Raw genomic sequence first — 21,649 nt, forward strand, 5'->3', positions numbered from 1 at the left:
CCTCCACACCTACAACCACCACCGCTGCCACACCGCACTCGACGGGCACCCGCCGATCAGCCGCGTCAACAACGCTGCGGGTCAATACACCTAGGGCGTGTTTCCTACCCGCCGATCGCCGACATCGGCCGGTCGGGCTGGAGGAAGGACGGGTCGTCCAGGCCCGATCCGGCCTTCTTGCCCCACATGGCGAGCGTCCAGATCCGGGCGATCTCCTCGTCCGGTGCGCCGGAGCGCAGGGCGCCGCGCAGGTCGGTCTCCTCGCGGGCGAAGAGGCAGGTGCGCACCTGGCCGTCGGCGGTGAGCCGGGTCCGGTCGCAGGCCCGGCAGAAGGGGCGGGTGACGGAGGCGATGACACCGACCCGGTGGGGGCCGCCGTCGACGATCCAGCGCTCGGCGGGGGCGGAGCCCCGGGCCCCGGCGTCCTCCTCGGTGAGGGTGAAGCGGGTGCGCAGCGAGGCGAGGATGTCGCCCGCCGTGATCATTCCGTCGCGCTTCCAGCCGTGCTGGGCGTCGAGCGGCATCTGCTCGATGAAGCGGAGCTCGTAGTCGTGTTCCACGGCCCAGGCGAGCAGGTCGGGGGCCTCGTCGTCGTTGAGGCCCGGCATCAGGACGCTGTTGACCTTGACGGGGTTGAGTCCGGCGTCGCGGGCGGCTTCGAGGCCGGCCAGTACGTCGTGGTGGCGGTCGCGGCGGGTGAGGGTCTTGAAGACGTCCGGGCGCAGGGTGTCCAGCGAGACGTTGACCCGGTCCAGGCCCGCGGCTTCGAGGGCCTCGGCCGTGCGCTTCAGGCCGATGCCGTTGGTGGTGAGGGAGAGCCGGGGGCGGGGGTCGAGGGCGGCGCACCGCTCGACGATGGAGACGAGCCCGGGGCGAAGCAGCGGTTCGCCGCCGGTGAAGCGGACCTCGGTGATGCCGAGGCGGGTGACGGCGATGCGGACCAGCCGGACGATCTCGTCGTCACTGAGCAGGTCGGGCTTGGCCAGCCACTGGAGCCCCTCTTCCGGCATGCAGTAGGTGCAGCGCAGGTTGCACCGGTCGGTCAGCGAGACGCGCAGGTCGGTGGCCACCCGGTCGTAGGTGTCGATGAGCATGTGGTCCCCCTCCCCCGTTCGCGGTCGCGGGTACCGGCCCCCGCCCGCTCCGGCCGGTATCTCCGGCCCTCTTCCGAGCCTACGCGAGAGCGGCCCCGCGGGCGGGGCCCGTTTGGCACGAGGAGGGCGCGGCCGTGTCGTAGGGATCTACGACACGGCCGCGGAGCCGGGTTCTCGCCGGTCGCGGGCCCGGGTCAGTGGGCTCGTCAGTGGGCTCCGACGCCGGTGAGGGACTTGACCTCCAGCTCGGCGTACTTGCCCCGGTCGGGCTCCTCCTTGGACAGCAGGGAGCCGATCCAGCCGAGCAGGAAGCCCAGGGGGATGGAGATCAGGCCGGGGTTCTCCAGCGGGAACCAGGCGAAGTCGACGCCCTTGAACATCGAGGTCTTCGGGTTGCCGGAGACGACCGGGGAGAACAGCACGAGGATCACCGAGCTGGCGAGGCCGCCGTAGATCGACCAGAGGGCGCCCTGGGTGGTGAACCGCTTCCAGAAGAGGCTGTAGAGGATGGTCGGCAGGTTGGCGGAGGCGGCGACCGCGAAGGCGAGGGCGACCAGTCCGGCGACGTTCATGTCGCGGGCGAAGGCGCCGAGGACGATCGCGACGGCGCCGATGAGGACGGTGGCCCAGCGGGCGGCCTTCATCTCCTCCTTCTCGGTGGCCTTCCCCTTGCGGATGACGTTGGCGTAGATGTCGTGGGCGAAGGAGGACGAGGAGGCGAGGGTGAGGCCGGCGACGACGGCGAGGATGGTGGCGAAGGCGACGGCCGAGATCACGGCGAGCAGGACGGCGCCGCTGGTGGAGCCGACGCCGCCGAGGTATTCGGCGAGTTGCGGGGCGGCGGCGTTCCCGGCCGGGTTCTTGGCCTTGATCTCGTCGGGGCCGATCAGGGCGGCGGCGCCGAAGCCGAGCGCGATCGTCATCAGGTAGAAGGCGCCGATGATGCCGATGGCCCAGTTGACCGACTTACGGGCGGCCTTGGCGGTCGGCACCGTGTAGAAGCGGATCAGGATGTGCGGCAGGCCGGCGGTGCCGAGGACGAGGGCGATGCCCAGGGAGAGGAAGTCCAGCTTGGAGGTGCCGGTGGCACCGTACTTGAGTCCGGGCTCCAGGAACGCCGCTCCGTGGCCGCTCTTCGCCGCGGCGGTGCCGAGCAGGTCGGAGATGTTGAAGTCGAACTTCAGCAGCACGAGGAAGGTCATCAGCAGGGCGCCCGCGATCAGCAGGACGGCCTTGACCATCTGCACCCAGGTGGTGCCCTTCATGCCGCCGATGGTGACGTAGACGATCATGAGGACGCCGACGAGGGCGACGATGAGGATCTTTCCGGCGTCGCTGGTGATGCCGAGGAGGAGGGAGACCAGGACGCCCGCGCCCGCCATCTGGGCCAGCAGGTAGAAGATCGAGACGACGATGGTGGAGACGCCTGCGGCGGTACGGACCGGGCGTTGGCGCATCCGGTAGGCGAGGACGTCGCCCATCGTGTAGCGGCCCGAGTTGCGCAGCGGTTCGGCGACCAGGAGCAGGGCCACCAGCCAGGCGACCAGGAAGCCGATGGAGTAGAGGAAGCCGTCGTAGCCGAAGAGGGCGATGGCCCCGGCGATGCCGAGGAACGAGGCGGCGGACATGTAGTCGCCGGAGACCGCGAGCCCGTTCTGGAAGGCGGTGAACTGGCGGCCGCCCGCGTAGAAGTCGGCGGCGCTGCGGGTCTGGCGGCCGGCCCAGACCGTGATGCCCAGGGTGGCTGCGACGAAGACGGCGAACAGCGTGATGATCAGCGGCCGGTGCTCGGTGGTCGAGGAGGCGGCGAGCTGGAGGACGGTGTGCGAGGGGTGTGCGGCGCTCATGCGTCGGCCTCCATACGGGACTTGATCGCCTCGGCCTTGGGGTCGAGCTTCGCCGCGGCGTGCCGCGAGTAGAACCAGGCGATGAGGAAGGTGGTGACGAACTGGGCGATGCCGAAGACGAAGGCGACGTTGATGTTGCCGAACACCTTGGTGCCCATGAAGCCGCCCGCGTAGTTGGACAGCAGTACGTAGAGCAGGTACCAGAGGACGAACGCGATGGTCAGCGGGAAGGCGAACGAGCGGTACGAGCGGCGCAGTTCACCGAACTCCTCGCTCTCCTGCATCGCGAGGAAGGCCTCGGTCGTGGGCCGGTCGGGGCCGGCCTCCCCCTGGGCGGCCTCGGGCGGCGGTGCATCGGTAGCCACGGAATCTCCTCGCGACGCGGGTGCGGTGGTGTCGGACGACGGCGGGTCTCACAGGAGGGTCCGGCAGCGGCGGAACAGGTGTCGGCGCGCCTTCCCCGACGAACGGCACGGAGGGCGCGGCGCGTCGGTTCACCGGACCGCGGACTTCTCCCGCACGATGTTCGACACCCGTCCGGCCGAATCAGGGCGTCCCTACTCATTGATGAGCGGGCATGATCAGCGATAACTTCACTGGTCATGTACGCGACCGGGTGCGCCCGCGTCCGGTCGCCCGGCACGGATGATGTGGAGACCCCATGGCTCATCTGCGTTCCAGACGGACCCGCGCGCTCACGTTGCCCGTCGGACTGGCGCTCACGGCCTCGCTCGGCTTCCTGCCCGCGAACGCCGCCTCCGCCGCCCCCGTGGACGCGCCGTCCGCGGCCGCGGTGTCGACGGACGGCCCGAAGCTCTCCTACGTGGTCAACACGCGAAGCGGTCCCGGGACCGTCAAGCAGGTGACGAAGGCGATATCCCAGGCCGGCGGCACGGTCGTCGCCTCCTACGACAAGATCGGCGTCATCGTCGTCCACGCGCAGACCCCGGACTTCGCGCAGACGATGCGCCGGGTCAAGGGCGTCGACTCCGTGGGGGCCACCCGCACCAACCCGATCGTCCCGCAGGCCACCACGGACACCGGGGCCGAGCAGCCGCTGACCGCCGCGCAGGCGAAGGCGGCGGCGGCCGGGGCGACCGCGGACCAGGACCCGATGGAACCGCTCCAGTGGGACATGCCCGCGATCAAGGCGGACCAGGCGCACAAGAAGACGCTGGGCAGCAGCAAGGTCACGGTCGCGGTCATCGACACGGGCGTCGACGACACCCATCCGGACCTGGCCCCGAACTTCGACCGGTCGGCGTCCGCGAGCTGTGCCTCCGGCGTGGCGGACACCTCGGACGGCGCCTGGCGCCCGAAGGCCGGCGAGAGCAACCACGGCACGCATGTCGCCGGGACCATCGCGGCCGCGAAGAACGGCGTCGGCATCACGGGCGTCGCCCCGGGCGTCAAGCTGGCCGCCATCAAGGTCGCGAACCCGGACGGGTTCTTCTACACCGAGTCGATCGTCTGCGGTTTCATGTGGGCCGCCGAGCACAAGATCGACGTCACGAACAACAGCTATTACACCGACCCGTGGATGTTCAACTGCAAGAACGACGCCGACCAGGGCGCCCTGGTCGAGGCCGTCGCACGGGCCACCCGGTACGCGGAGGGCAAGGGCGCGGTCAACGTCGCCTCGGCCGGCAACAGCGCCTTCGACCTGGCCTCCGACGCGATCGAGGACACCACCAGCCCGAACGACTCCACGCCCGGTACCCGGACGATCGACCCGTCCGAGTGCCTGGACATCCCCGCGCAGCTGCCGGGCGTCGTGACGGTCTCCGCGACCGGCGCCAAGGGCCTGAAGGCCTCGTACTCGAACTACGGGAACGGCGTCATCGACGTGTCGGCCCCGGGCGGTGACTCGACGGTCTACCAGACGCCCGCCCCGCCGGCGACCAGCGGTCTGATCCTTTCGACGCTGCCCAACGGCCAGTACGGCTACAAGGCCGGTACGTCGATGGCCGCGCCGCACGTCTCGGGGGTCGCGGCCCTCATCAAGTCGACGCACCCGCACGCCTCGGCCGCCGCGGTGAAGGCGCTGCTGCTCGCGGAGGCGGACGCCACCGCGTGCGGTGCCCCGTACGACATCGACGGCGACGGCACGGTCGACGCCGTCTGCGAGGGCGGCAAGAAGAAGAACGGCTTCTACGGTGCCGGTGTGGTGAACGCGCTGAACGCGGTCCGCTGGTAGCGGTACGCCATGACGCGGCGGGAGGGACCGGAGCACGCGGCCGGTCCCTCCCGCAGTCTTCTGTGGCCGTCCGCCGTCCCGGCCGGGGGCGCTTCCCCGAGGTGGCACCCGGTGCCATAGTGAGCGGATGGCGATGACACGTAAGTCCGGTACGGAGCAGGCGTGGACGGCGCTCGGCGGTGATCCCGCGCTGCTCGACCGGGTCGGGGCGGACGGCCCCGGGGGACTGCTGCCGTCCCGGCTGCCGGTGCGGGAGCTGGCCCGGTCCGCCGTCGCGGTGTGCTCCCTGGCCGCCGCCGAACTGGCCGCGCGCCGCACCGGGCGCCCGGTGGGCCGGGTCCGGGTCGACGAGGCCGCGGTGGCAACGGCGTTCGTCAGCGAACGCCATCTGCGGATCGACGGACGCGCGCCGGTCACCTTCGCCCCGCTGTCCCGGTTCTGGCCCTGCGCCGACGGCTGGGTCCGCACCCACGCCAACTACCCGCACCACCGGTCCCGGCTGCTCGGCACCCTGGGGCTGGCGCCGGACACCCCGGACGGGCCCGCGGTGGAGGCCGTCGCCGCGTCGTTCGCGGGGCGCCGGGGCGAGGAGATCGAGCGGACGGTGTACGCGGCGGGCGGTCTCGCCGTGGCCGCCCGCACCCCCGGGCAGTGGGCGGCCGGCCCGCAGGGCGCCTCGGTCGCGGCCACCGGGCTGGTGGGCCGGGAGCGGCTCGACGACGCACCGGCGCGCGGCTCGGCGGCGCTCACCGGCGATCCGCTGCTGCCCGCCGCCGGAGTGCGGGTCCTCGACCTCAGCCGGGTGATCGCGGGGCCGGTCGCCACCCGTACCCTCGCGCTGCTCGGCGCGGACGTGCTGCGGATCGACCCGCCGCGCTTCCCGGAGAGCCAGGACGCACACGCCGACACCGGGTTCGGGAAGCGGTCGGTGGAGCTGGACCTGGCCGCCCCGGCGGGGGCCGCCGCCCTCGACCGGCTGCTGTCCGGGGCGGACGTCGTGGTCACCGGCTACCGGCCCGGGGCGCTGGACCGGTTCGGGCTGGCACCCGGTGAACTGGCCGCGCGCCGACCGGGCGTGGTGGTCGCCCGGCTCTCCGCCTGGGGGACGGCCGGCCCGTGGGCGGGACGGCGCGGCTTCGACAGCCTCGTCCAGGTGGCCACCGGCATCGCGGCGGTGGAGGCGGGGGACGGGGAGCGGCCGGGCGCGCTGCCCGCCCAGGCGCTCGACCACGGCACCGGCTATCTGCTGGCCGCCGCCGTGCTGCGGGCGCTGACCGAGCAGCACGACACGGGCGGCTCCCGGCTGGTGACGCTCTCGCTGGCCCGCACCGCCGCCTGGCTGCTCGGCGAACTGCCCGCCCCGGCCGCCCGGGAGGGCACGGGGGCCGCGTACGAGCCGGAGCGGTGGCTGACGGAGACCGGCAGTCCGCTGGGCCGGCTGCGGCACGCGGTGTCACCGGTGGCGTTCGAGGGCGGCCCCGCCGGCTGGTCGCGGCCGCCCGGCCACCTCGGGGCCGACACCGCCGACTGGCTCACGGACTGACGGGCTCCGCCGTCCCCTCCGCCGCGCGCCCGGTCGCCCCCTGTGCGCCCAGCACCCCGACGGTCAGCAGGAACTGGGCCGCGAGGTAGGTGGACATGACCCAGAAGCCGGGGGCGGGCAGTTGCGGCCAGTCGGCGATGTCGGTGGCGATCAGTGTGTCGGAGAGCAGGAACAGCGCCCCGCCGACAGCCGCGTACCGGCCGAGCGTGCCCGCCCGGTAGGCCATCGCCGCGAGCAGCAGGCTGTAGCAGGTCATCGGGATCCGCAGCCCTTCCGGCAGCCCGCTCCACAGCAGCGCGACGACGGTGGCCAGGACGACCGCGTACCCGACCCCGACCGGGACCGAGGAGCGGACCCGTCCGAAGAGCCACAGGTAGCAGACGTGGCCCACCGCGAAGGAGCCCATCCCCACGAGGAAGCCGAGGTCCGAGTCGAACAGCAGGAAGGTGTCGCCGCCCCAGCCGAACAGCAGCGCCGCGACGAGCAGCCGGGGCCCGCGCCGGGCGGCGGCGTACCCGGCCAGCAGCGGCATCAGCAGCGGCTTGGCCGTCTGGTGGGCGGCCGGGAGGTCGGCGAGCACCCCGACGAGGTCGACGGCGGATGCCACCAGGAAGGCGACGAGCAGCGGGCGTACCAGACGCTCCCGCGGGTCCGGGGTGGTGTCGGTGGTCATCCGGCGGTCTCCTCGGGAGCGGGGGCGGTACGAGCGGGGGCGGTGGCCGGCTGCCAGCCGGGGCCCCGGAAGACCCGCCCGGCCCGCTCGCCCCAGGTACCCGCCGCCCGCACGTCACGGGCGATCGCTGCGTACTCGTGGGTGGCGACCCGGAGCGGGTTGAAGGTCTCGATGTTCTTGGTGAGGCCGAAGACGGGGCGCTGGGTCTCGGCGGTGAACGAGCCGAAGAGCCGGTCCCAGACGATCAGGATGCCGCCGAAGTTCCGGTCCAGGTAGCCGCCCTGCGAGGCGTGGTGCACCCGGTGGTGGGACGGCGTGTTCAGTACGTACTCGAAGGGCCGGGGCAGCTTGTCGACGCGTTCGGTGTGCACCCAGAACTGGTAGACGAGATTGGCCGAGGAGCAGAAGGCGAGCGCCGCCGGATGGACCCCGCACGCGATCATCGGCAGGTAGAACGGCCAGACGGTCAGCGAGGTCCAGGGCTGGCGCAGCGCGGTGGAGAGGTTGAACTTCCGGCTGGAGTGGTGGACCACGTGGCAGGCCCAGAGGATGCGGATCACATGGTGTCCGCGGTGCGACCAGTAGTAGAAGAAGTCCTGCGCGAGCAGCATCAGCAGGATCGTCCACCACAGCACGGGGACGCGGAGCGGGGTCAGTTCGTAGACCGCCGTGTAGATCGCGACGATGGGGACTTTCCACAGCAGGTCGAAGACCAGACTGCCCAGCCCCATGGTGATGCTGGTGACGGTGTCCTTCGCCTCGTACCCGGCGGTCTCCTCGTCCGGGTGGAAGTGGTGCAGGGCCATTTCCAGGACGGTGAGCAGGACGAAGGCCGGTATGGACCAGAGCACGACATCGGGCAGGTTCGGCGGCATGCCTGCACCGTAGAGCCGCAGGTCGGCCGGGGACTAGAGGTGGTTACCAACAAGTATGCGAGACAAGCTGTCAGCAGTCTTTGGAGGCTTCCGCCAAGGAGGGCCGTCCACGCGTCGTACGATCCCTCCGTCGAGGTGTCCGGCGGGGAGGGAACGCGCTTGTCCGGTCTGGAAGTTGCCCTGCTCCGGCTGGCGACGACGGTCGCTTCCACGGTGGCCAGGTCGCTGCTGACGAAGAAGCCGGGCGCGGGGCTCGTCCCGGATCCGGTGCGCCCGCTCCCCCGCCCGGCGGAGCCGGACCGGCTGGCCCGGGTCCTCGGTGACCGGCTCGCCGCCACCTACGCCGACCTGCCGGAGCACGAGCGGCTGGCGGCGGTGGACGCGGTACGGGACGCCTTCGCGGCGGCGGGCGGCCCGACGCCGGAGCGGCTGTTCGCCGTGGACCTCGATCCACAACGGCTGGCCGCCGAACTGCCGCCGCCCGACGCGGGCCTGTCGGAGCGGGCGGCCGGGCTGTACGGGGAGCTGCTCGTCCGGTGCTGCGCGCATCTGGTGGAGCAGCTGACCGCCGAGCCGTCCTTCCTGGCGCGTGCGGCGGTGGAGCAGACCCGCTCGGTGGCGCGGACGCGCGATCTGGTGGCGGACGTACGGGACCGGGTCGGCCCGCGCCCGGACGCCGCCGCGCTGGAGTTCGAGCACCGGTACGCGCGGTTCATGGCCACCTCGCACGGCCGGATGGGGCTGTTCGGGCTGACGCTCGGGCGGACGGCCGCCGAATGGCCGCTGGAGACGGCCTACATCAGCCTGACGGTGAGCACGAACGCGGTCCGCCACCACGACGGGCTGGACCACCCGGCCGCGGTGGCGGTCTCCGTGGAGCAGGCCCTGGCCGGGTCGGACCGGCTGCTGCTGCGGGGCCCGGCCGGTTCGGGCAAGAGCACCCTGGTGCAGTGGCTGGCGGTGAACGCCGCCCGCCGGACGTTCGGCCCCGCCCTGGCGGAGTGGAACCGCTGCGTGCCGTTCGTCCTGCGGCTGCGCGCGTTCACCTCGGACGATCCGCTGCCCGCGCCGGACGACTTCCTCCGCGCGAGCGGGGTCCCGCTGCACGGCGCGGCGCCCGCCGGGTGGGCCGACCGGCTGCTGACCGAGGGCCGGGCGCTGGTCCTGGTCGACGGGGTGGACGAGGTCCCGATGCGGCAGCGGCGGCGCACCGAGAAATGGCTGAAGGACCTGATCACGGCGTACCCGAACGCCCGGTACGTGGTGACGACCCGGCCGTCGGCGGTGCCGGAGGGCTGGCTGTCCGGTCCGGGGCCCGGTTTCGCGCCGCACGTGCTGCTGCCGATGGGCCGGGAGGACATCCGGCTGTTCGTCGAGCACTGGCACAGGGCCGCCCGCACGGAGTGCGCCGACCCGCTGGAGCGTGAACGGCTCGACGCGTACGAGGCGTCGCTGCGGCGCGCGGTGGGCACCCGCCGGGACCTGGCCCGGCTCGCGACGAACCCGCTGATGTGCGCCCTGCTGTGCGCGCTGAACCGGGACCGCAGGACCCAGCTCCCGCGCGCCCGGAAGGAGTTGTACGACGCAGCCCTGGACATGCTGCTGGTGCGCCGGGACACCGAGCGCGACATCCTCGGGGTCGAGGGCGTCGACCTGACCCGCGAGGAGCAGACGGCGCTGCTGCAACGCCTCGCGTACTGGCTGATCCGCAACGGCCAGGCCGAGGCCGACCGCGCCGAGGCCCAGGAGATGGTGGGCGAGTGGCTGACGGCCATGCCCCAGGTGCGGGGCGGCGCCGAGGAGGTCTTCGCCCATCTCCTCATCCGGAGCGGCCTGTTGCGTGAACCGGCCCCGGGCGCGGTGGGGTTCGTGCACCGGACGTTCCAGGACTACCTGGGCGCCAGGGCGGCGGTGGAGGCCCGCGACTTCGGCGTCCTGGTGAAGCACGGGCACGACGACCAGTGGCACGACGTGGTCCAGATGGCGGTGGGCCATGCCCGCGCGGACGAACGGGCGAAGCTGCTGCGGCAGTTGCTGAAGCGCGCCGCCCGGACGAAGGAGCACGGCAGCCGCCTCGTCCTCCTGGCGGCCGCCGCCCTGGACCACGCCCCGGAACTGGACCCGGCGGTGCGCGCGGAGGTCCGGGAACGGACGGCGGAGCTGCTGCCGCCGCGTACGCACGAAGAGGCGGAGGCGCTGGCCGAGGTGGGCGAACTGGTCCTGGGGCTGCTGCCGGAGCCGCAGGAGGTGGCGGGCGAGTACGCGGCGGGGTACGTGGTGCGGACGGCGGCACTGGTGGGGGGTGAGGCGGCGTTCGAGGTGATCAAGGGGTATCGGAACGACGGGCGGGACTGGGTGGCGGCCCAGCTGTCCGAGGCGTGGGGGGCATTCGACACCGACGACTACGCCCGGGAGGTACTCGCGGCGCAGAAGTGGAACGCGGTCCCCCTGGCCGTGGCGAACGACAGGCAACTGGCGGCCCTGCGGCACGTGGACAGGGCCGGGAGCATTCGGCTCCACGGCGATCGCCCGGATCTCTCCGACCTGGTCACACGCCACGATCTGGAAAGGCTCATCGTCCTCGACAACGAGGCGCTGACCGACCTCTCCCCACTCGCCTCGATGCGCTCACTCACGGAAGTGCTGCTCAGCCGGTGCCCCGAGGTCCGTGATCTGAGTCCGCTGTCGGATCTCGCACTGACCTGGCTCTCGTTGGTCGAGTTGCACCCCGACCTGCCCAAGGACCATCTGGAGTCGATCACGGGGCTTCACGGACTCAACCTGAGCCATCGCTTCCCTGTCGACAGCCTCTCCGAGCTGCCGCTGGGACCGCGTCTCAGGACCATGGTCCTCGGCCGCCAGGTGGGCAACCTGGGACTGGAGGGCATCGAGCAGTGCTCCGAACTGAACGTGCTCGGCCTGCAGGACCTGCGACACGTCAGGTACATGCATCGGAACCCGTTCTTCCAGCGTCTCACCCGGCTCGACCTCAGCGGGATGGCGCTTCCCGCCCTGAGCGCACTCGCCGACCTCACCGGGCTCCAGAAGCTCGTCCTCACCCACTGTCTGCTCACCGAGGGTCTGGCTCACCTCCGGGAACTGCCCGCACTGACACATCTGACCCTGTACGCGCACTGGAACGACGGGCCGGCCGACCTGACCCCCCTGGCCGATCGGGACAGCCTCACCATCACCCTCGGCAAGGAGACGGAAGTCATCGGGGCCGAACTCTTCCCGCCCGAACGGCTCGTACGGCTCGGCTGAGGAAACCGGGCCTCACACCCCGACCGCCCCCAGCAACTCCCCCGCCGCGTAGGTGACCGCCATCGCCACCGCGCCGCCCGCCATGTTCCGCAGCACCGCCGGGCCGATCCGGGCCTCCCCGAGGCGGGCGCTCCACCAGCCGGTGAGCGCCAGCGCGGCCAGCACCGAGCCCACGGTCACCGGGAGCCGCACGTCGGACGGCGGGAGCACGATCGCCAGCAGGGGCAGCAGGGCGCCGACCGTGAAGGCGAGGAAGCTGGCGCCCGCGGCGTGCCAGGGGTTCGTCAGTTCGTCCGGGTCGATCCCCAGTTCGACCGCCGCGTGGGCGCGCAGCGCGTCGCGTTCGGTGAGCTGGGCGGCGGCCTCGCGGGCGACCTCGCGGCTCAGCCCCTTGCCCTCGAGCAGGCCGGTCAGCTCGTCGAGCTCCGCTTCCGGGGCCTCCATGAGTTCGCGTTTCTCCGTCGCGAGGGCGGCCCGCTCCGAGTCCCGCTGGGTGGAGACCGAGACGTACTCCCCCGCGGCCATCGACATGGAGCCGGCCAGCAGCCCGGCGAGGCCCGCCGTGAGGAGGGTGCCCCGGTCGCCGGTGGCGCCGGCGACGCCGACGACCAGGCCCGCGGTGGAGACCACACCGTCGTTGGCGCCGAGGACCGCGGCGCGCAGCCAGTTCAGCCGGGCGCCGAGTCCGTTGCCGTGCGGTTCGTGGTGCGTCGGGATATCCGTCACCCGGGGATGGTCTCACCCCGGGCGGCGCCGCGCGGCGCATTGGGCCGGCGCCCCGCCGGGTGTCACACGATGTCCGGGCACCCGCGGGCTCCTTCCGTTCCCGAATAGGAGACTGTCAGTGGCGGCCCGTATTCTCTGTGACCATGCTCGACGACCGCCAGACCGCAGCACCGTGGCCGACCGCGTACCCGCAGGGGTACGCGGTCGTCGACGTGGAGACCACCGGACTCGCCCGGGACGACCGGATAGTGTCCGCCGCCGTCTACCGTCTGGACGCGCAGGGCGATGTCGAGGACCACTGGTACACCCTGGTCAACCCCGAGCGCGATCCCGGCCCGGTCTGGATCCACGGACTGACCAGCGACGTGCTGGAGGGCGCTCCGCTCTTTCCGGAGATCGCCGCCCAGCTCTCGGAGCGGCTCGCCGGGCGGGTGCTCGTCGCGCACAACGCGGCGTTCGACTGGTCGATGCTCGCCCGGGAGTACGCGCGGGCCTCGGTCGTCGCCCCCGTCGAGCAGCGGCTGTGCACCATCGCGCTCGCCAAGGAGCTGCGGCTGCCGCTGCCCAACCACAAGCTGGAGTCGCTGGCCGCGCACTTCGGCGTCGTGCAGCAGCGCGCCCACCACGCGCTGGACGACGCCCGGGTGCTGGCCGAGGCGTTCCGGCCGAGTCTGCACGCGGCGGCGCGGGACGGGGTGCGGCTGCCGCTGCTGGAGTGCCGGCCGCTGACCGAGTGGTCGGAGTCGCCGGTCACCCCGAGGGTGGGCTACCAGTCCTCGTACGGTCACGGCAGTTGGCGCCCCTCGCGCAAGCGCCCGCCGTGCCCGTACCCCAACCCGGGGCGGTACGAGAAGGAGAAGCCGCTGATGCAGGGCATGCGGGTGGCGTTCTCCGGCGACACCTCGATAGACCGCGAGCTGCTGGAGGACCGGGCCGTGGAGGCCGGGCTGCATGTGGCGACGAGCGTCTCCCGGCTGACCAGCCTGCTGGTCACCAACGACCCGGACTCGGCGACGTCGAAGACGGTCAAGGCCAAGTCGTTCGGCACCCCGATCGTGGACGAGAGCGCCTTCACCCACCTGCTGCGCGACGTCGCCCCGGCGTCGGGCCGGGCGGCGGCTCCGTCGTCGGCGGCTCCGCCGTCATCGGAGTGAACCGGCGCGACTCGCCCGCCCGCCGCTCGCCCGTCGCCGTCCTCCCGTCCCACCCTGTGGCTCATGGCACGTTGTGAGGTTTGCGGAAACGACTACGGCATGTCCTTCGAGGTGCACGCGCAGGGCGCGGTGCACGTCTTCGACTGCTTCTCCTGCGCCATTCACCGGATGGCGCCCATCTGCGAGCACTGCCGGGTCCAGATCATCGGCCAGGGCGTCGAGGTCGACGGGCACTGGTTCTGCGGCGGTCACTGCTCCCGCGCCGAGGGGCAGGTGGGCATCATCGACAAGGTCTGAACGGACCAGGCCGGAGCGGCGCCCCCACCGCCCCCCGCCCGCTTCCCCCACCCCTGCGCACGGCGCCCCACGACGCGGTTGTACGGTCGTGGGGTGTACCGCTTCCTGTTGACCCGGCAGTGGCTGGCCCTCGCCCTGCTCGTCCTCGTCCTGATCCCCGCGATGGTCGAGCTGGGCTTCTGGCAGTTGCACCGGCACGAGCACAAGGTCGCGCAGAACGCCCTGATCTCCCGCAACCTCAAGGCGAAGCCGGTCCCGGTCGCCTCGCTCACCTCCCCGGGTCACACCGTCCCGCGCTCCGACTACTGGCGGACGGTGACGGCCACCGGTACGTACGACAGCGAGCACGAGGTGGTGGTGCGCCGCCGGACCGCGGCCGACGGCCGGATCGGCGTCCATGTGCTGATCCCCTTCGATCTCAAGGGCGGCGGCACGGTCCTGGTCAACCGCGGCTGGGTGCCCTCCGCCGCCAGCCAGAGCGCCTTCCCCGACGTCCCGCTCGTCCCCGAGGGCGAGGTGCGGATCACCGGACGGCTCAAGGCCGACGAAACGACCAGCGGCAGCGGCATCAAGGACATCTCCGACCTTCCGGACCGTCAGGTGATGCTGATCAACAGCGCCCAGCAGGCCGAGCGGCTCTCCCGGCCGGTGTTCGGCGGCTACATCGAGCTGACCGCCCCCGAGCCCCTCGGCGGCCTCCCGGAGCTGATCGAGGCCCCGGACGACGGCTCGATCGGTCCGCACATGGCGTACGCCGTGCAGTGGTGGCTCTTCGCCGCCGGTGTCCCGGTCGGTTACGTGGTCCTGGCCCGCCGCGAGAAGCGCGACCGGCTGGAGGCCGCGGCGAAGGCGGCCGCCGGGGAACAGCCCGCCGGGCCCGGGTCGCCGGAGAAACCGGAACCCGCCACGGCCTGATGTCCGGCCCGCCGGGCCGGTGGTGTCCGCCGGATGCGGGCACGGCGTACCGGCCGGGTGACCTCCGCCGTCCGGGTCTGCTTAACCGGGCGTCCCTCCGGGAACACGGCAGTACGTGACCCCACTCATCGAGGACTATGCCCTCATCGGCGATCTCCAGACGGCCGCCCTGGTCGGCAGGAACGGGTCCGTCGACTGGTTGTGCCTGCCCCGCTTCGACTCGGGTGCCTGCTTCGCCGCGCTGCTCGGCGACGAGGAGAACGGCCACTGGCGGATCGCCCCGCGCGGCGCGGAGGTCTGCACCCGGCGCGGCTACGCGGGTGACTCCCTGGTCCTGGAAACCTTCTGGGAGACCCGTACCGGCACCGTCAAGGTCATCGACTTCATGCCGCACCGGGACAAGGAGCCCGAGGTGATGCGGATCGTCGAGGGCGTCAGCGGCACCGTCGAGATGGGTTCGGTGATCCGGCTGCGCTTCGACTTCGGCTCGGTGGTGCCGTGGATGCGCCGCTCGAAGGGGCACCGGGTGGCGGTCGCCGGGCCGGACTCCGCCTGGCTGCGCAGCGAGCCGCCGGTCAAGACCTGGGGCCAGCAGTTCTCCACCTGCTCGTCGTTCACCGTCACGGCGGGCGAGAAGGTCGCGTTCGTCCTGACCTGGCATCCTTCGCACTCGCCCCGCCCCGACCTCGTGGACCCGCACGAGGCGCTGGAGAACACCCTGTCCGACTGGGCCGAATGGTCGGCCCGGTGCGAGTACCGGGGCCCCTACCGGGAGGCGGTGGTCCGCTCGCTGATCACGCTGAAGGCGCTGACCTTCGGCCCGACCGGCGGCATCGTGGCGGCGCCCACCACCTCGCTGCCGGAGGAGATCGGCGGCGTACGGAACTGGGACTACCGCTTCTGCTGGCTGCGGGACTCCACCCTGGCCCTGGGCGCCCTCCTCTCGGCCGGCTACCTGGAGGAGGCCGCCGCCTGGCGGGACTGGCTGCTGCGGGCGGTCGCCGGGGATCCGGCCGACCTCCAGATCATGTACGGGCTCGCGGGCGAGCGCAGACTTCCCGAGACGGAGTTGCCGTGGCTGGCGGGCTACGAGAACTCCGCCCCGGTCCGGATCGGCAACGAGGCGGTCCGCCAGCGCCAGCTCGATGTGTACGGGGAGGTCATCGACTCGCTGCGGCTCGCCCGCGAGGCGGGTCTGGACGACAAACCGCACGCCTGGAACCTCCAGCTCAGCCTGCTCGGCTTCCTGGAGTCGACCTGGCGGGAGCCGGACGAGGGGCTGTGGGAGATCCGCGGCCAGCGCCGCCACTTCGTGCACTCCAAGGTGATGGCCTGGGTCGCCGCAGACCGCGCCGTCCGCACCCTGGAGGGCAATCCCTCGCTGGCCGGTGACGCCGAGCGGTGGCGGGCCATGCGGGACGCGGTGCACCGGGAGGTGTGCGAGAAGGGGTACGACCCGGTGCGCAACACCTTCACCCAGTCCTACGGCTCCCGGAACCTGGACGCCGCGACCCTGCTGATCGCCCGGACCGGGTTCCTGCCGCCGGACGACCCCCGGCTGGCCGGGACGGTCGACGCGGTCCGGGCCGAGCTGGGCCACGGCTGCCTGCTGCGCCGCTACAGCACCGACGGCGCCTCGATCGACGGACTGCCCGGCACCGAGGGAGCCTTCCTGGCCTGCTCGTTCTGGCTGGCCGACGCACTGGTCATGACCGGACGGAAGGCGGAGGCCAAGGAGCTCTTCGAACAGCTGCTGGAGCTCCGCAACGACGTGGGGCTGCTCTCCGAGGAGTACGACACCGTCGGCCGCCGTCTGCTCGGCAACTTCCCGCAGGCGTTCAGCCACATCGGCCTGGTCGGCACCGCCATGGCGCTGGCCGGTGAGGACACCCTGGAGCCGGACGCGGCAGGATAGGGGCATGGATCTTGGACTGAAGGACCGTGTGTACATCGTCACCGGAGCGACCCGGGGGCTGGGCAACGCCACGGCGCGGGCCCTCGCCGCCGACGGCGCGAAGGTGATCGTCACCGGACGCGACGCGGGACGCGCCGAGGCGGCCGCCGCCGAGCTGGGGCCGGACGCGGTGGGGCTGGCCGCCGACAACGCCGACCCCGACTCCGCGCGGCACCTGATGGAGGCGGCGCACGAGCGGTTCGGCCGGCTGGACGGCATTCTGATCAGCGTCGGCGGCCCGGCACCCGGGTTCGTCGCCGACAACACCGACGAGCAGTGGCAGTCGGCCTTCGAGTCGGTGTTCCTGGGGGCGGTGCGGCTCGCCAGGGCCGCGGCGGCGGTGCTCGGCGAGGGCGGGGTGATCGGCTTCGTGCTCTCCGGTTCCGTGTACGAGCCGATCGCCGGGCTCACCATCTCCAACGGGCTGCGTCCCGGTCTCGCGGGTTTCGCGAAGTCGCTCGCCGACGAGCTGGGTCCCCGGGGCATCCGGGTGGTGGGCGTGCTCCCGGCCCGGATCGACACGGACCGGGTGCGGGAGCTGGACGCCCTGTCGGGCGACGCGGAGGCGGCCCGGGCGGCCAACTCGGCGCGGATTCCGCTGCGCCGGTACGGTACCCCGGAGGAGTTCGGCCGGACCGCGGCGTTCCTGCTGTCGCCCGCGGCCTCGTACCTGACCGGCATCATGCTGCCGGTCGACGGCGGCTCCCGGCACGGCTTCTGAGCCACCGTCCGCCACCGTCCGCGCGTCCCGCGGCCCCCGGCGCACGCGCCGGGGGTGGGTGGTGGGTCAGTTCACCCGCTCGGCCCGGTGTCCGACCGCCTTCAGCCGCACATCGGCCGGCAGATCGGCCAGTCCCGCCGAGTCGCGGGCGTGGGCCAGCGTCTCGTCGGTGAGGCGGCCGAGCACCTCGTCCGGGGTCGCGTGCGGCTCCATCAGCAGGGTGATCCGGGCCCGTGGCGCGGACCGTCTGCCGGTCAGCGCGGCCTGGGCGCGGTCCACCCCGTCCAGCGCCCCCGCCTCCGCGGCGACCGCCCCCTCCAGGGCCCGGCCGCGCAGCAGCGCCCCCTCGCCGTCGCCGCTGTCCACCAGCACCTCGGCGAGGCGGGCGCGGCGCGTCTGGGCCAGCAGCCACCACAGGGCGAGGACGACCACGACGGCGAGGACGGCGATGACCGTGGGCCACCACCAGCCCTCCCCGCGCCAGCGGTTCCGGTCGGCCACGGAGAGCAGCACGTCGTCCTTGCCCCGCCAGGGCCACCAGGACGGTACGGAGAGTCCGGTCCCGGCGGCGAGGACCGCGCCGCCGCCGCAGACCAGCACCAGCCCGGCCAGCCCGAGCAGCACCCGGTTGACGGTCCTGAGCATCGACGTCATCCCTTCTTCGCCGGCCGGCGCACCCGCACGGACAGGCTCGGCGGCCGGGCCAGCCCCAGCTCCGTGACCCCGGTCCGGAGCACGGTCTCCAGATCGGCCCGTACGTCGTCGAGTGCGCGGAAGTGCGACACGGCGCGCACCGCCGCCCGGCGCCGGCCCATCCGGACCCGCACCGACTGCACCCCGGCGATCTCGACGGCCCGGTCGCGCAGCACCAGGGCGGCGGCGGAGCGGTCGAGGGCGGCCCGGACGTCGGGGCGGTCGCGGCGCATCGGCAGCAGGGCGCGCAGGCCGGGGGTGGCGGCCAGCAGGAGCAGCCACAGACCGATCAGCACGGCGAGGGCGGCGGCGCCGAGCAGCCAGACGTCGGAGAGCGGGCGCTCGGCCAGCTGGTCGGCGAGGTCGCGACGCCATCGCATCGCGGGGCGGCCGGCCCGTACCGCAGCCACGTCGTAGAGCAGCAGCCCGCTTCCGCCGAGGACCACGAGCGCGAGGAGCGCCGCGGGGATGCGGCGCCGCGCCCAGAAGCGGGCGGCCCGGCCGCCCGCCGCCCGCCGCCCGGGGGCCGGTTCGCGGGCGGTGGACAAGGTGGACCGGTCGAGCTGGAGGACCTCGCCCCGCTCGGTTCCGGCCGCGTCGGGGGACGGTGTGCCGTGCCCGGGCTCTTCGGGTCCGGTCACCGGATCCACCCCCGCGCAGCGGCGCCCGCTCCGGTCGGGTGCAGCCGTTCGACCTGTACGGTCACCTCGGGCACGTCCATCCCCGCCAGGGCCTCCACCCGTTCGACGACCCGGCGCCGTACCGCACCGCACCGGTGGCCGATGTCGCAGGGGTAGCCGAGTTCCAGGCTCACCCGGACGCGGGCGGTGTCCCGGTGCACGGTGACCGTGGCGCGCGGCGCGGCGCCTCCCTCGGGCGGCCGGCCGACCGCCTCCTTCGCCGCCTGCGCGGCGAGCTTCGCGATCACCCGGTCGGCGATCCGGGTCTCCCCCCGCTCCCCCGCGGCGATCCGGGCGCCCGCCTCCGGCACGGCCGTCATCGCCGTCGGTCGCCGCGGTCGCGGCTCCGGAAGAAGTCACCGGGCTCCAGATCGCCCTCCAGGAGGCGGCCGGCGACGAAGCCGACCGCTCCCAGGGCCGCCACCAGCAGGAAGGCCCCGAATCCGCCGAAGTACCCGGCGAATCCGAGTGCCATGCCGGCCACCATGCCGACCACCGCCATGCTCATCGTGCGCTCCTCGACTGTGCGGGCCGACCGGACCTACTGGAGACGTGGCTCGGGCTGATCGTCGTCATCGGGTTCGTCGGGCAGCTTCACGTCGCTGACCGCGATGTTGACCTCGACGACCTCCAGGCTGGTCATCCGCTCGACGGCGGCGACCACGTTCTCCCGGACGTCCCGGGCGACCTCGCCGATCGAGACGCCGTAGTCGACGACGATCTCCAGGTCGAGCGCGGTCTGGACCTCGCCGACCTCCGCCTTCACCCCTCGGGTGACGGATTTGCCGCCGCCCGGCACCCGGTCGCGCATCGCGCCGAAGGTCCGGGAGAGGCCGCTGCCCATCGCGTGGACGCCGACCACGTCGCGGGCCGCCATGCCGGCGATCTTCTCGACCACCCCGTCGGAGATGGTCGTACGGCCGCGGGTGGCGGGGGCTCCCTGGCCGCGCCTGGTGAGCGGGCTCGATTCCTTGTCGGGGTTGTCGGGCCGGTTCCGCTGCGTGGTTTCGGTCATCGCCATGTTTCCCTTCAGGGCAGAATGTGCCTCTTTGCCCACATTAGGGGCGGTTGCCCGGTCGCGCGCCACGGGTGCGGCATGCCGGGGAAGGGACGACGGGCGACGGCCCGTGCGGAAAGCGGGGAACGAGGAACGGGGAATGGAAGGCGGAGGGCCGAAAGCGGGGAACGGAGGGCGGGAACGGGTGCGGGGCGGATCCGGAGTACGGATCCGCCCCGCGGGGCCGGGTGAGGCCGGGGTTCAGTCGGAGAGGCCCGCCAGGTCGCGCAGCCGACGGCCCTGCGCGGCGCGCTCGGCGGCCCGCTGCTCCTCGTAACCGCGCGCGACGGCACCGCCCAGCAGCGCCTTGGTCTCCACCACGGCGTCGCGCGGGGCGGCCAGCAGCGCGCCGGCCAGGTCCCGGGCCGCCGCGTCCAGCTCACCGGCGGGCACCACGAGGTTGGCCAGGCCGGTGCGCTCGGCCTCCTCGGCGTGCACGAAGCGGCCGGTGGCGCAGATTTCGAGCGCGCGGGCGTACCCCACCAGGTGCACCAGGGGGTGCGTACCGGTGAGGTCGGGCACCAGCCCGAGACTGGTCTCGCGCATGGCGAACTGCACGTCCTCGGCGACGATCCGCAGATCGCAGGCGAGGGCGAGCTGGAAGCCGGCACCGATCGCGTGCCCCTGGACCGCCGCGATCGACACGAGGTCGTTCCGGCGCCACCAGGTGAACGCCTCCTGGTACTCGGCGATGGTCGCGTCCAGCTCGTCCTGCGAGCCGCGCGCCATGTCGAGGAAGGACGGCTCACCGTCGAACCCCTCGGGGGTGAACGCCTGCCGGTCCAGCCCCGCGGAGAAGGACTTGCCCTCGCCGCGGAGCACGACGACCCGCACACTGCCGGGCAGGGCCCGACCGGCTTCCGTCAACGCCCGCCACAGAGCGGGAGACTGGGCGTTGCGCTTGGCCGGATTGGTGAGGGTCACCGTGGCGACCGCGTCGTCGACGGTGAGTCGTACGCCGTCCTTGTCGAGCACGGGGTCGAGCGAGGTCATGGGGCGCCTCCGGATCGGTTCAGTCGGCATGCGGAGCTAAGTGACTGAACAGTAACCACCCGGTCCGCATCGCTGCCGACCGGGTGGCACCACCGAACCGATGAGCTCCGGGACGGGCCTGCGGCCTGCCCCGGCCATCACCGTCAGGCCGTGGTGGCCTTCTTGCCCCGTGTCGCTCCGCCGCGTCCCCGCAGCGTCACTCCGGACTCGCTGAGCATCCGGTGGACGAATCCGTAGGAGCGGCCGGTCTCTTCGGCCAACGCCCGGATGCTCGCACCGGAGTCGTACTTCTTCTTCAGGTCTGCCGCGAGCTTGTCACGCGCGGCGCCGGTCACCCGGCTGCCCTTCTTCAGAGTCTCGGCCACCCGTGCCTCCTCATGGGAAGTGCGCTCTGGACTTCTCATGATCACCCCTCGGGGGCTTCCTGGCCACCCATTCGGCAAGGTCCGTGCGCGCGCGTTCCCGGCCGGACGGGGGCCGGACCCGCCGGGAACCCCGTATTCCGTGGGGTTGTGGGGGCAGCCGGGACACGGTCCGGGGCGAATCGGCAGGTCAGGGCCGTCCGGGCGGCTCGGCCCGCCATACGGGTGGGCCCGGCGGGTTTCCGCCGGGCCCCACGACCGGGTACGAGACGCCCTCACGCAGATGATGGATCACGCGTAGGCCGAATGATCCAGACAGGGGGGACCGGGCCGGGCGGCGGGCGGATCAGGCCAGTGCGACCAGGTCCCGGTAGTCCGCGCCCCACAGGTCCTCGACCCCGTCCGGCAGCAGGATGATGCGCTCCGGCTGGAGGGCCTCGACCGCTCCCTCGTCGTGGGTGACGAGGACGACGGCGCCCTTGTAGGTGCGCAGTGCGCCGAGAATCTCCTCGCGGCTGGCCGGGTCGAGGTTGTTGGTCGGCTCGTCCAGGAGCAGCACGTTGGCGGAGGAGACCACGAGGGTGGCCAGGGCGAGGCGGGTCTT

General features: G+C 72.8%; 22 protein-coding genes. 8 read left to right on the forward strand and 14 right to left on the reverse strand.

Translation table 11 applies throughout. From position 1 onward, the window contains the following. Positions 1-104: 104 nt before the first annotated feature. The 3 genes from moaA to ACF08W_RS34350 all read right to left on the reverse strand — a co-directional run bounded on the left by moaA (position 105) and on the right by ACF08W_RS34350 (position 3,306). A complete protein-coding gene (moaA, locus tag ACF08W_RS34340; protein WP_385211600.1) occupies positions 105-1,094 on the reverse strand; it encodes a GTP 3',8-cyclase MoaA in 990 nt (329 codons plus the stop codon). 206 nt (positions 1,095-1,300) lie between these two features. Continuing rightward, positions 1,301-2,941 (reverse strand): cation acetate symporter, encoded by a 1,641-nt coding sequence (locus ACF08W_RS34345; protein WP_385211598.1) that lies wholly within the window; start codon positions 2,939-2,941, stop codon positions 1,301-1,303. Next, positions 2,938-3,306 (reverse strand): DUF485 domain-containing protein, encoded by a 369-nt coding sequence (locus tag ACF08W_RS34350; protein ID WP_352280302.1) that lies wholly within the window; start codon positions 3,304-3,306, stop codon positions 2,938-2,940. Before ACF08W_RS34350 ends, ACF08W_RS34345 begins: the two co-directional genes overlap by 4 nt. 296 nt (positions 3,307-3,602) lie before the next feature. On the opposite strand from ACF08W_RS34350, the gene ACF08W_RS34355 reads away from it, so the two are divergent. Together ACF08W_RS34355 and ACF08W_RS34360 are read left to right on the forward strand one after the other, a co-directional pair. Further along, a complete protein-coding gene (locus tag ACF08W_RS34355; protein ID WP_385211596.1) occupies positions 3,603-5,138 on the forward strand; it encodes a S8 family serine peptidase in 1,536 nt (511 codons plus the stop codon). A 127-nt stretch (positions 5,139-5,265) separates the two neighbouring features. Further along, entirely contained in the window at positions 5,266-6,681 is a 1,416-nt protein-coding gene (locus tag ACF08W_RS34360) for a CoA transferase (protein ID WP_392281696.1), read from the forward strand. Here ACF08W_RS34360 and ACF08W_RS34365 read toward each other — a convergent pair. Continuing rightward, positions 6,671-7,354 carry a lysoplasmalogenase gene (locus tag ACF08W_RS34365; protein WP_385211592.1) on the reverse strand — a complete coding sequence of 228 codons (684 nt, stop codon included), beginning with the start codon at positions 7,352-7,354 and terminating at the stop codon, positions 6,671-6,673. The genes ACF08W_RS34360 and ACF08W_RS34365 overlap by 11 nt on opposite strands. Then, positions 7,351-8,229: a sterol desaturase family protein gene (locus tag ACF08W_RS34370; protein ID WP_352280298.1), complete on the reverse strand. Its 879-nt coding sequence runs from the start codon at positions 8,227-8,229 to the stop codon at positions 7,351-7,353. Before ACF08W_RS34370 ends, ACF08W_RS34365 begins: the two co-directional genes overlap by 4 nt. A 159-nt stretch (positions 8,230-8,388) precedes the next feature. On the opposite strand from ACF08W_RS34370, the gene ACF08W_RS34375 reads away from it, so the two are divergent. Then, positions 8,389-11,493, forward strand: coding sequence for an NACHT domain-containing protein (locus tag ACF08W_RS34375; RefSeq protein ID WP_392281697.1), 3,105 nt, complete (start codon positions 8,389-8,391; stop codon positions 11,491-11,493). Positions 11,494-11,505: 12 nt separating this feature from the next. Here the strand turns inward: ACF08W_RS34375 and ACF08W_RS34380 are convergent, their stop codons facing one another. Then, positions 11,506-12,219 carry a VIT family protein gene (locus ACF08W_RS34380; protein ID WP_385211588.1) on the reverse strand — a complete coding sequence of 238 codons (714 nt, stop codon included), beginning with the start codon at positions 12,217-12,219 and terminating at the stop codon, positions 11,506-11,508. Positions 12,220-12,356: 137 nt separating this feature from the next. Here ACF08W_RS34380 and ACF08W_RS34385 point away from each other — a divergent pair, with 137 nt between their 5' ends. From ACF08W_RS34385 to ACF08W_RS34405, 5 genes are all read left to right on the forward strand, one after another. Beyond that, the gene (locus tag ACF08W_RS34385; protein WP_385211586.1) at positions 12,357-13,373 is read left to right on the forward strand and encodes a DEDDh family exonuclease; all 1,017 of its coding nucleotides are present in this window, start codon (positions 12,357-12,359) and stop codon (positions 13,371-13,373) included. A 63-nt stretch (positions 13,374-13,436) separates the two neighbouring features. Beyond that, entirely contained in the window at positions 13,437-13,670 is a 234-nt protein-coding gene (locus ACF08W_RS34390) for a hypothetical protein (RefSeq protein ID WP_352280294.1), read from the forward strand. Between the two features lie 93 nt (positions 13,671-13,763). Then, positions 13,764-14,585, forward strand: a complete 822-nt coding sequence (locus ACF08W_RS34395; RefSeq protein WP_385211584.1) for an SURF1 family protein — start codon at positions 13,764-13,766, stop codon at positions 14,583-14,585. A gap of 115 nt (positions 14,586-14,700) precedes the next feature. After that, entirely contained in the window at positions 14,701-16,500 is a 1,800-nt protein-coding gene (locus ACF08W_RS34400; RefSeq protein WP_385211582.1) for a glycoside hydrolase family 15 protein, read from the forward strand. A gap of 4 nt (positions 16,501-16,504) precedes the next feature. Beyond that, the gene (locus ACF08W_RS34405) at positions 16,505-17,260 is read left to right on the forward strand and encodes an SDR family oxidoreductase (RefSeq protein WP_352280291.1); all 756 of its coding nucleotides are present in this window, start codon (positions 16,505-16,507) and stop codon (positions 17,258-17,260) included. A gap of 66 nt (positions 17,261-17,326) precedes the next feature. Here ACF08W_RS34405 and amaP read toward each other — a convergent pair whose 3' ends face one another. The 8 genes from amaP to ACF08W_RS34445 all read right to left on the reverse strand — a co-directional run. After that, positions 17,327-17,914 (reverse strand): alkaline shock response membrane anchor protein AmaP, encoded by a 588-nt coding sequence (gene amaP / locus ACF08W_RS34410; protein ID WP_392281698.1) that lies wholly within the window; start codon positions 17,912-17,914, stop codon positions 17,327-17,329. Continuing rightward, on the reverse strand, positions 17,911-18,594 hold the full coding sequence (locus ACF08W_RS34415) for a DUF6286 domain-containing protein (RefSeq protein WP_392281699.1): 684 nt from the start codon (positions 18,592-18,594) through the stop codon (positions 17,911-17,913). The genes amaP and ACF08W_RS34415 overlap by 4 nt, the downstream gene beginning before the upstream one ends. Continuing rightward, a complete protein-coding gene (locus tag ACF08W_RS34420) occupies positions 18,591-18,953 on the reverse strand; it encodes a hypothetical protein (RefSeq protein WP_392281700.1) in 363 nt (120 codons plus the stop codon). Before ACF08W_RS34420 ends, ACF08W_RS34415 begins: the two co-directional genes overlap by 4 nt. Next, the gene (locus ACF08W_RS34425; protein ID WP_352280287.1) at positions 18,950-19,141 is read right to left on the reverse strand and encodes a hypothetical protein; all 192 of its coding nucleotides are present in this window, start codon (positions 19,139-19,141) and stop codon (positions 18,950-18,952) included. Before ACF08W_RS34425 ends, ACF08W_RS34420 begins: the two co-directional genes overlap by 4 nt. A 33-nt stretch (positions 19,142-19,174) precedes the next feature. Next, positions 19,175-19,648 carry an Asp23/Gls24 family envelope stress response protein gene (locus ACF08W_RS34430; RefSeq protein ID WP_352280286.1) on the reverse strand — a complete coding sequence of 158 codons (474 nt, stop codon included), beginning with the start codon at positions 19,646-19,648 and terminating at the stop codon, positions 19,175-19,177. A gap of 243 nt (positions 19,649-19,891) precedes the next feature. After that, positions 19,892-20,683 carry an enoyl-CoA hydratase/isomerase family protein gene (locus ACF08W_RS34435; protein WP_385211573.1) on the reverse strand — a complete coding sequence of 264 codons (792 nt, stop codon included), beginning with the start codon at positions 20,681-20,683 and terminating at the stop codon, positions 19,892-19,894. Between the two features lie 143 nt (positions 20,684-20,826). Next, the gene (locus ACF08W_RS34440) at positions 20,827-21,048 is read right to left on the reverse strand and encodes a helix-turn-helix domain-containing protein (protein ID WP_010987827.1); all 222 of its coding nucleotides are present in this window, start codon (positions 21,046-21,048) and stop codon (positions 20,827-20,829) included. 343 nt (positions 21,049-21,391) lie between these two features. Further along, positions 21,392-21,649: AAA family ATPase (locus ACF08W_RS34445; protein WP_392280110.1), on the reverse strand; the 258-nt coding region annotated here is incomplete at its 5' end.

The organism is Streptomyces sp. NPDC015144 (assembly GCF_043079735.1).
Classification (GTDB): domain Bacteria; phylum Actinomycetota; class Actinomycetes; order Streptomycetales; family Streptomycetaceae; genus Streptomyces.

Coding starts and splice junctions, on each gene's coding strand:
- ACF08W_RS34360 (WP_392281696.1), top strand. CDS start 5,266: ATGGCGATGACACGTAAGTCCGGTACGGAGCAGGCGTGGACGGCGCTC.
- ACF08W_RS34405 (WP_352280291.1), top strand. CDS start 16,505: ATGGATCTTGGACTGAAGGACCGTGTGTACATCGTCACCGGAGCGACC.
- moaA (WP_385211600.1), bottom strand. CDS start 1,094: ATGCTCATCGACACCTACGACCGGGTGGCCACCGACCTGCGCGTCTCG.
- ACF08W_RS34365 (WP_385211592.1), bottom strand. CDS start 7,354: ATGACCACCGACACCACCCCGGACCCGCGGGAGCGTCTGGTACGCCCG.
- ACF08W_RS34345 (WP_385211598.1), bottom strand. CDS start 2,941: ATGAGCGCCGCACACCCCTCGCACACCGTCCTCCAGCTCGCCGCCTCC.
- amaP (WP_392281698.1), bottom strand. CDS start 17,914: ATGACGTCGATGCTCAGGACCGTCAACCGGGTGCTGCTCGGGCTGGCC.
- ACF08W_RS34420 (WP_392281700.1), bottom strand. CDS start 18,953: ATGACGGCCGTGCCGGAGGCGGGCGCCCGGATCGCCGCGGGGGAGCGG.
- ACF08W_RS34390 (WP_352280294.1), top strand. CDS start 13,437: ATGGCACGTTGTGAGGTTTGCGGAAACGACTACGGCATGTCCTTCGAG.
- ACF08W_RS34355 (WP_385211596.1), top strand. CDS start 3,603: ATGGCTCATCTGCGTTCCAGACGGACCCGCGCGCTCACGTTGCCCGTC.
- ACF08W_RS34425 (WP_352280287.1), bottom strand. CDS start 19,141: ATGAGCATGGCGGTGGTCGGCATGGTGGCCGGCATGGCACTCGGATTC.
- ACF08W_RS34430 (WP_352280286.1), bottom strand. CDS start 19,648: ATGACCGAAACCACGCAGCGGAACCGGCCCGACAACCCCGACAAGGAA.
- ACF08W_RS34370 (WP_352280298.1), bottom strand. CDS start 8,229: ATGCCGCCGAACCTGCCCGATGTCGTGCTCTGGTCCATACCGGCCTTC.
- ACF08W_RS34435 (WP_385211573.1), bottom strand. CDS start 20,683: ATGACCTCGCTCGACCCCGTGCTCGACAAGGACGGCGTACGACTCACC.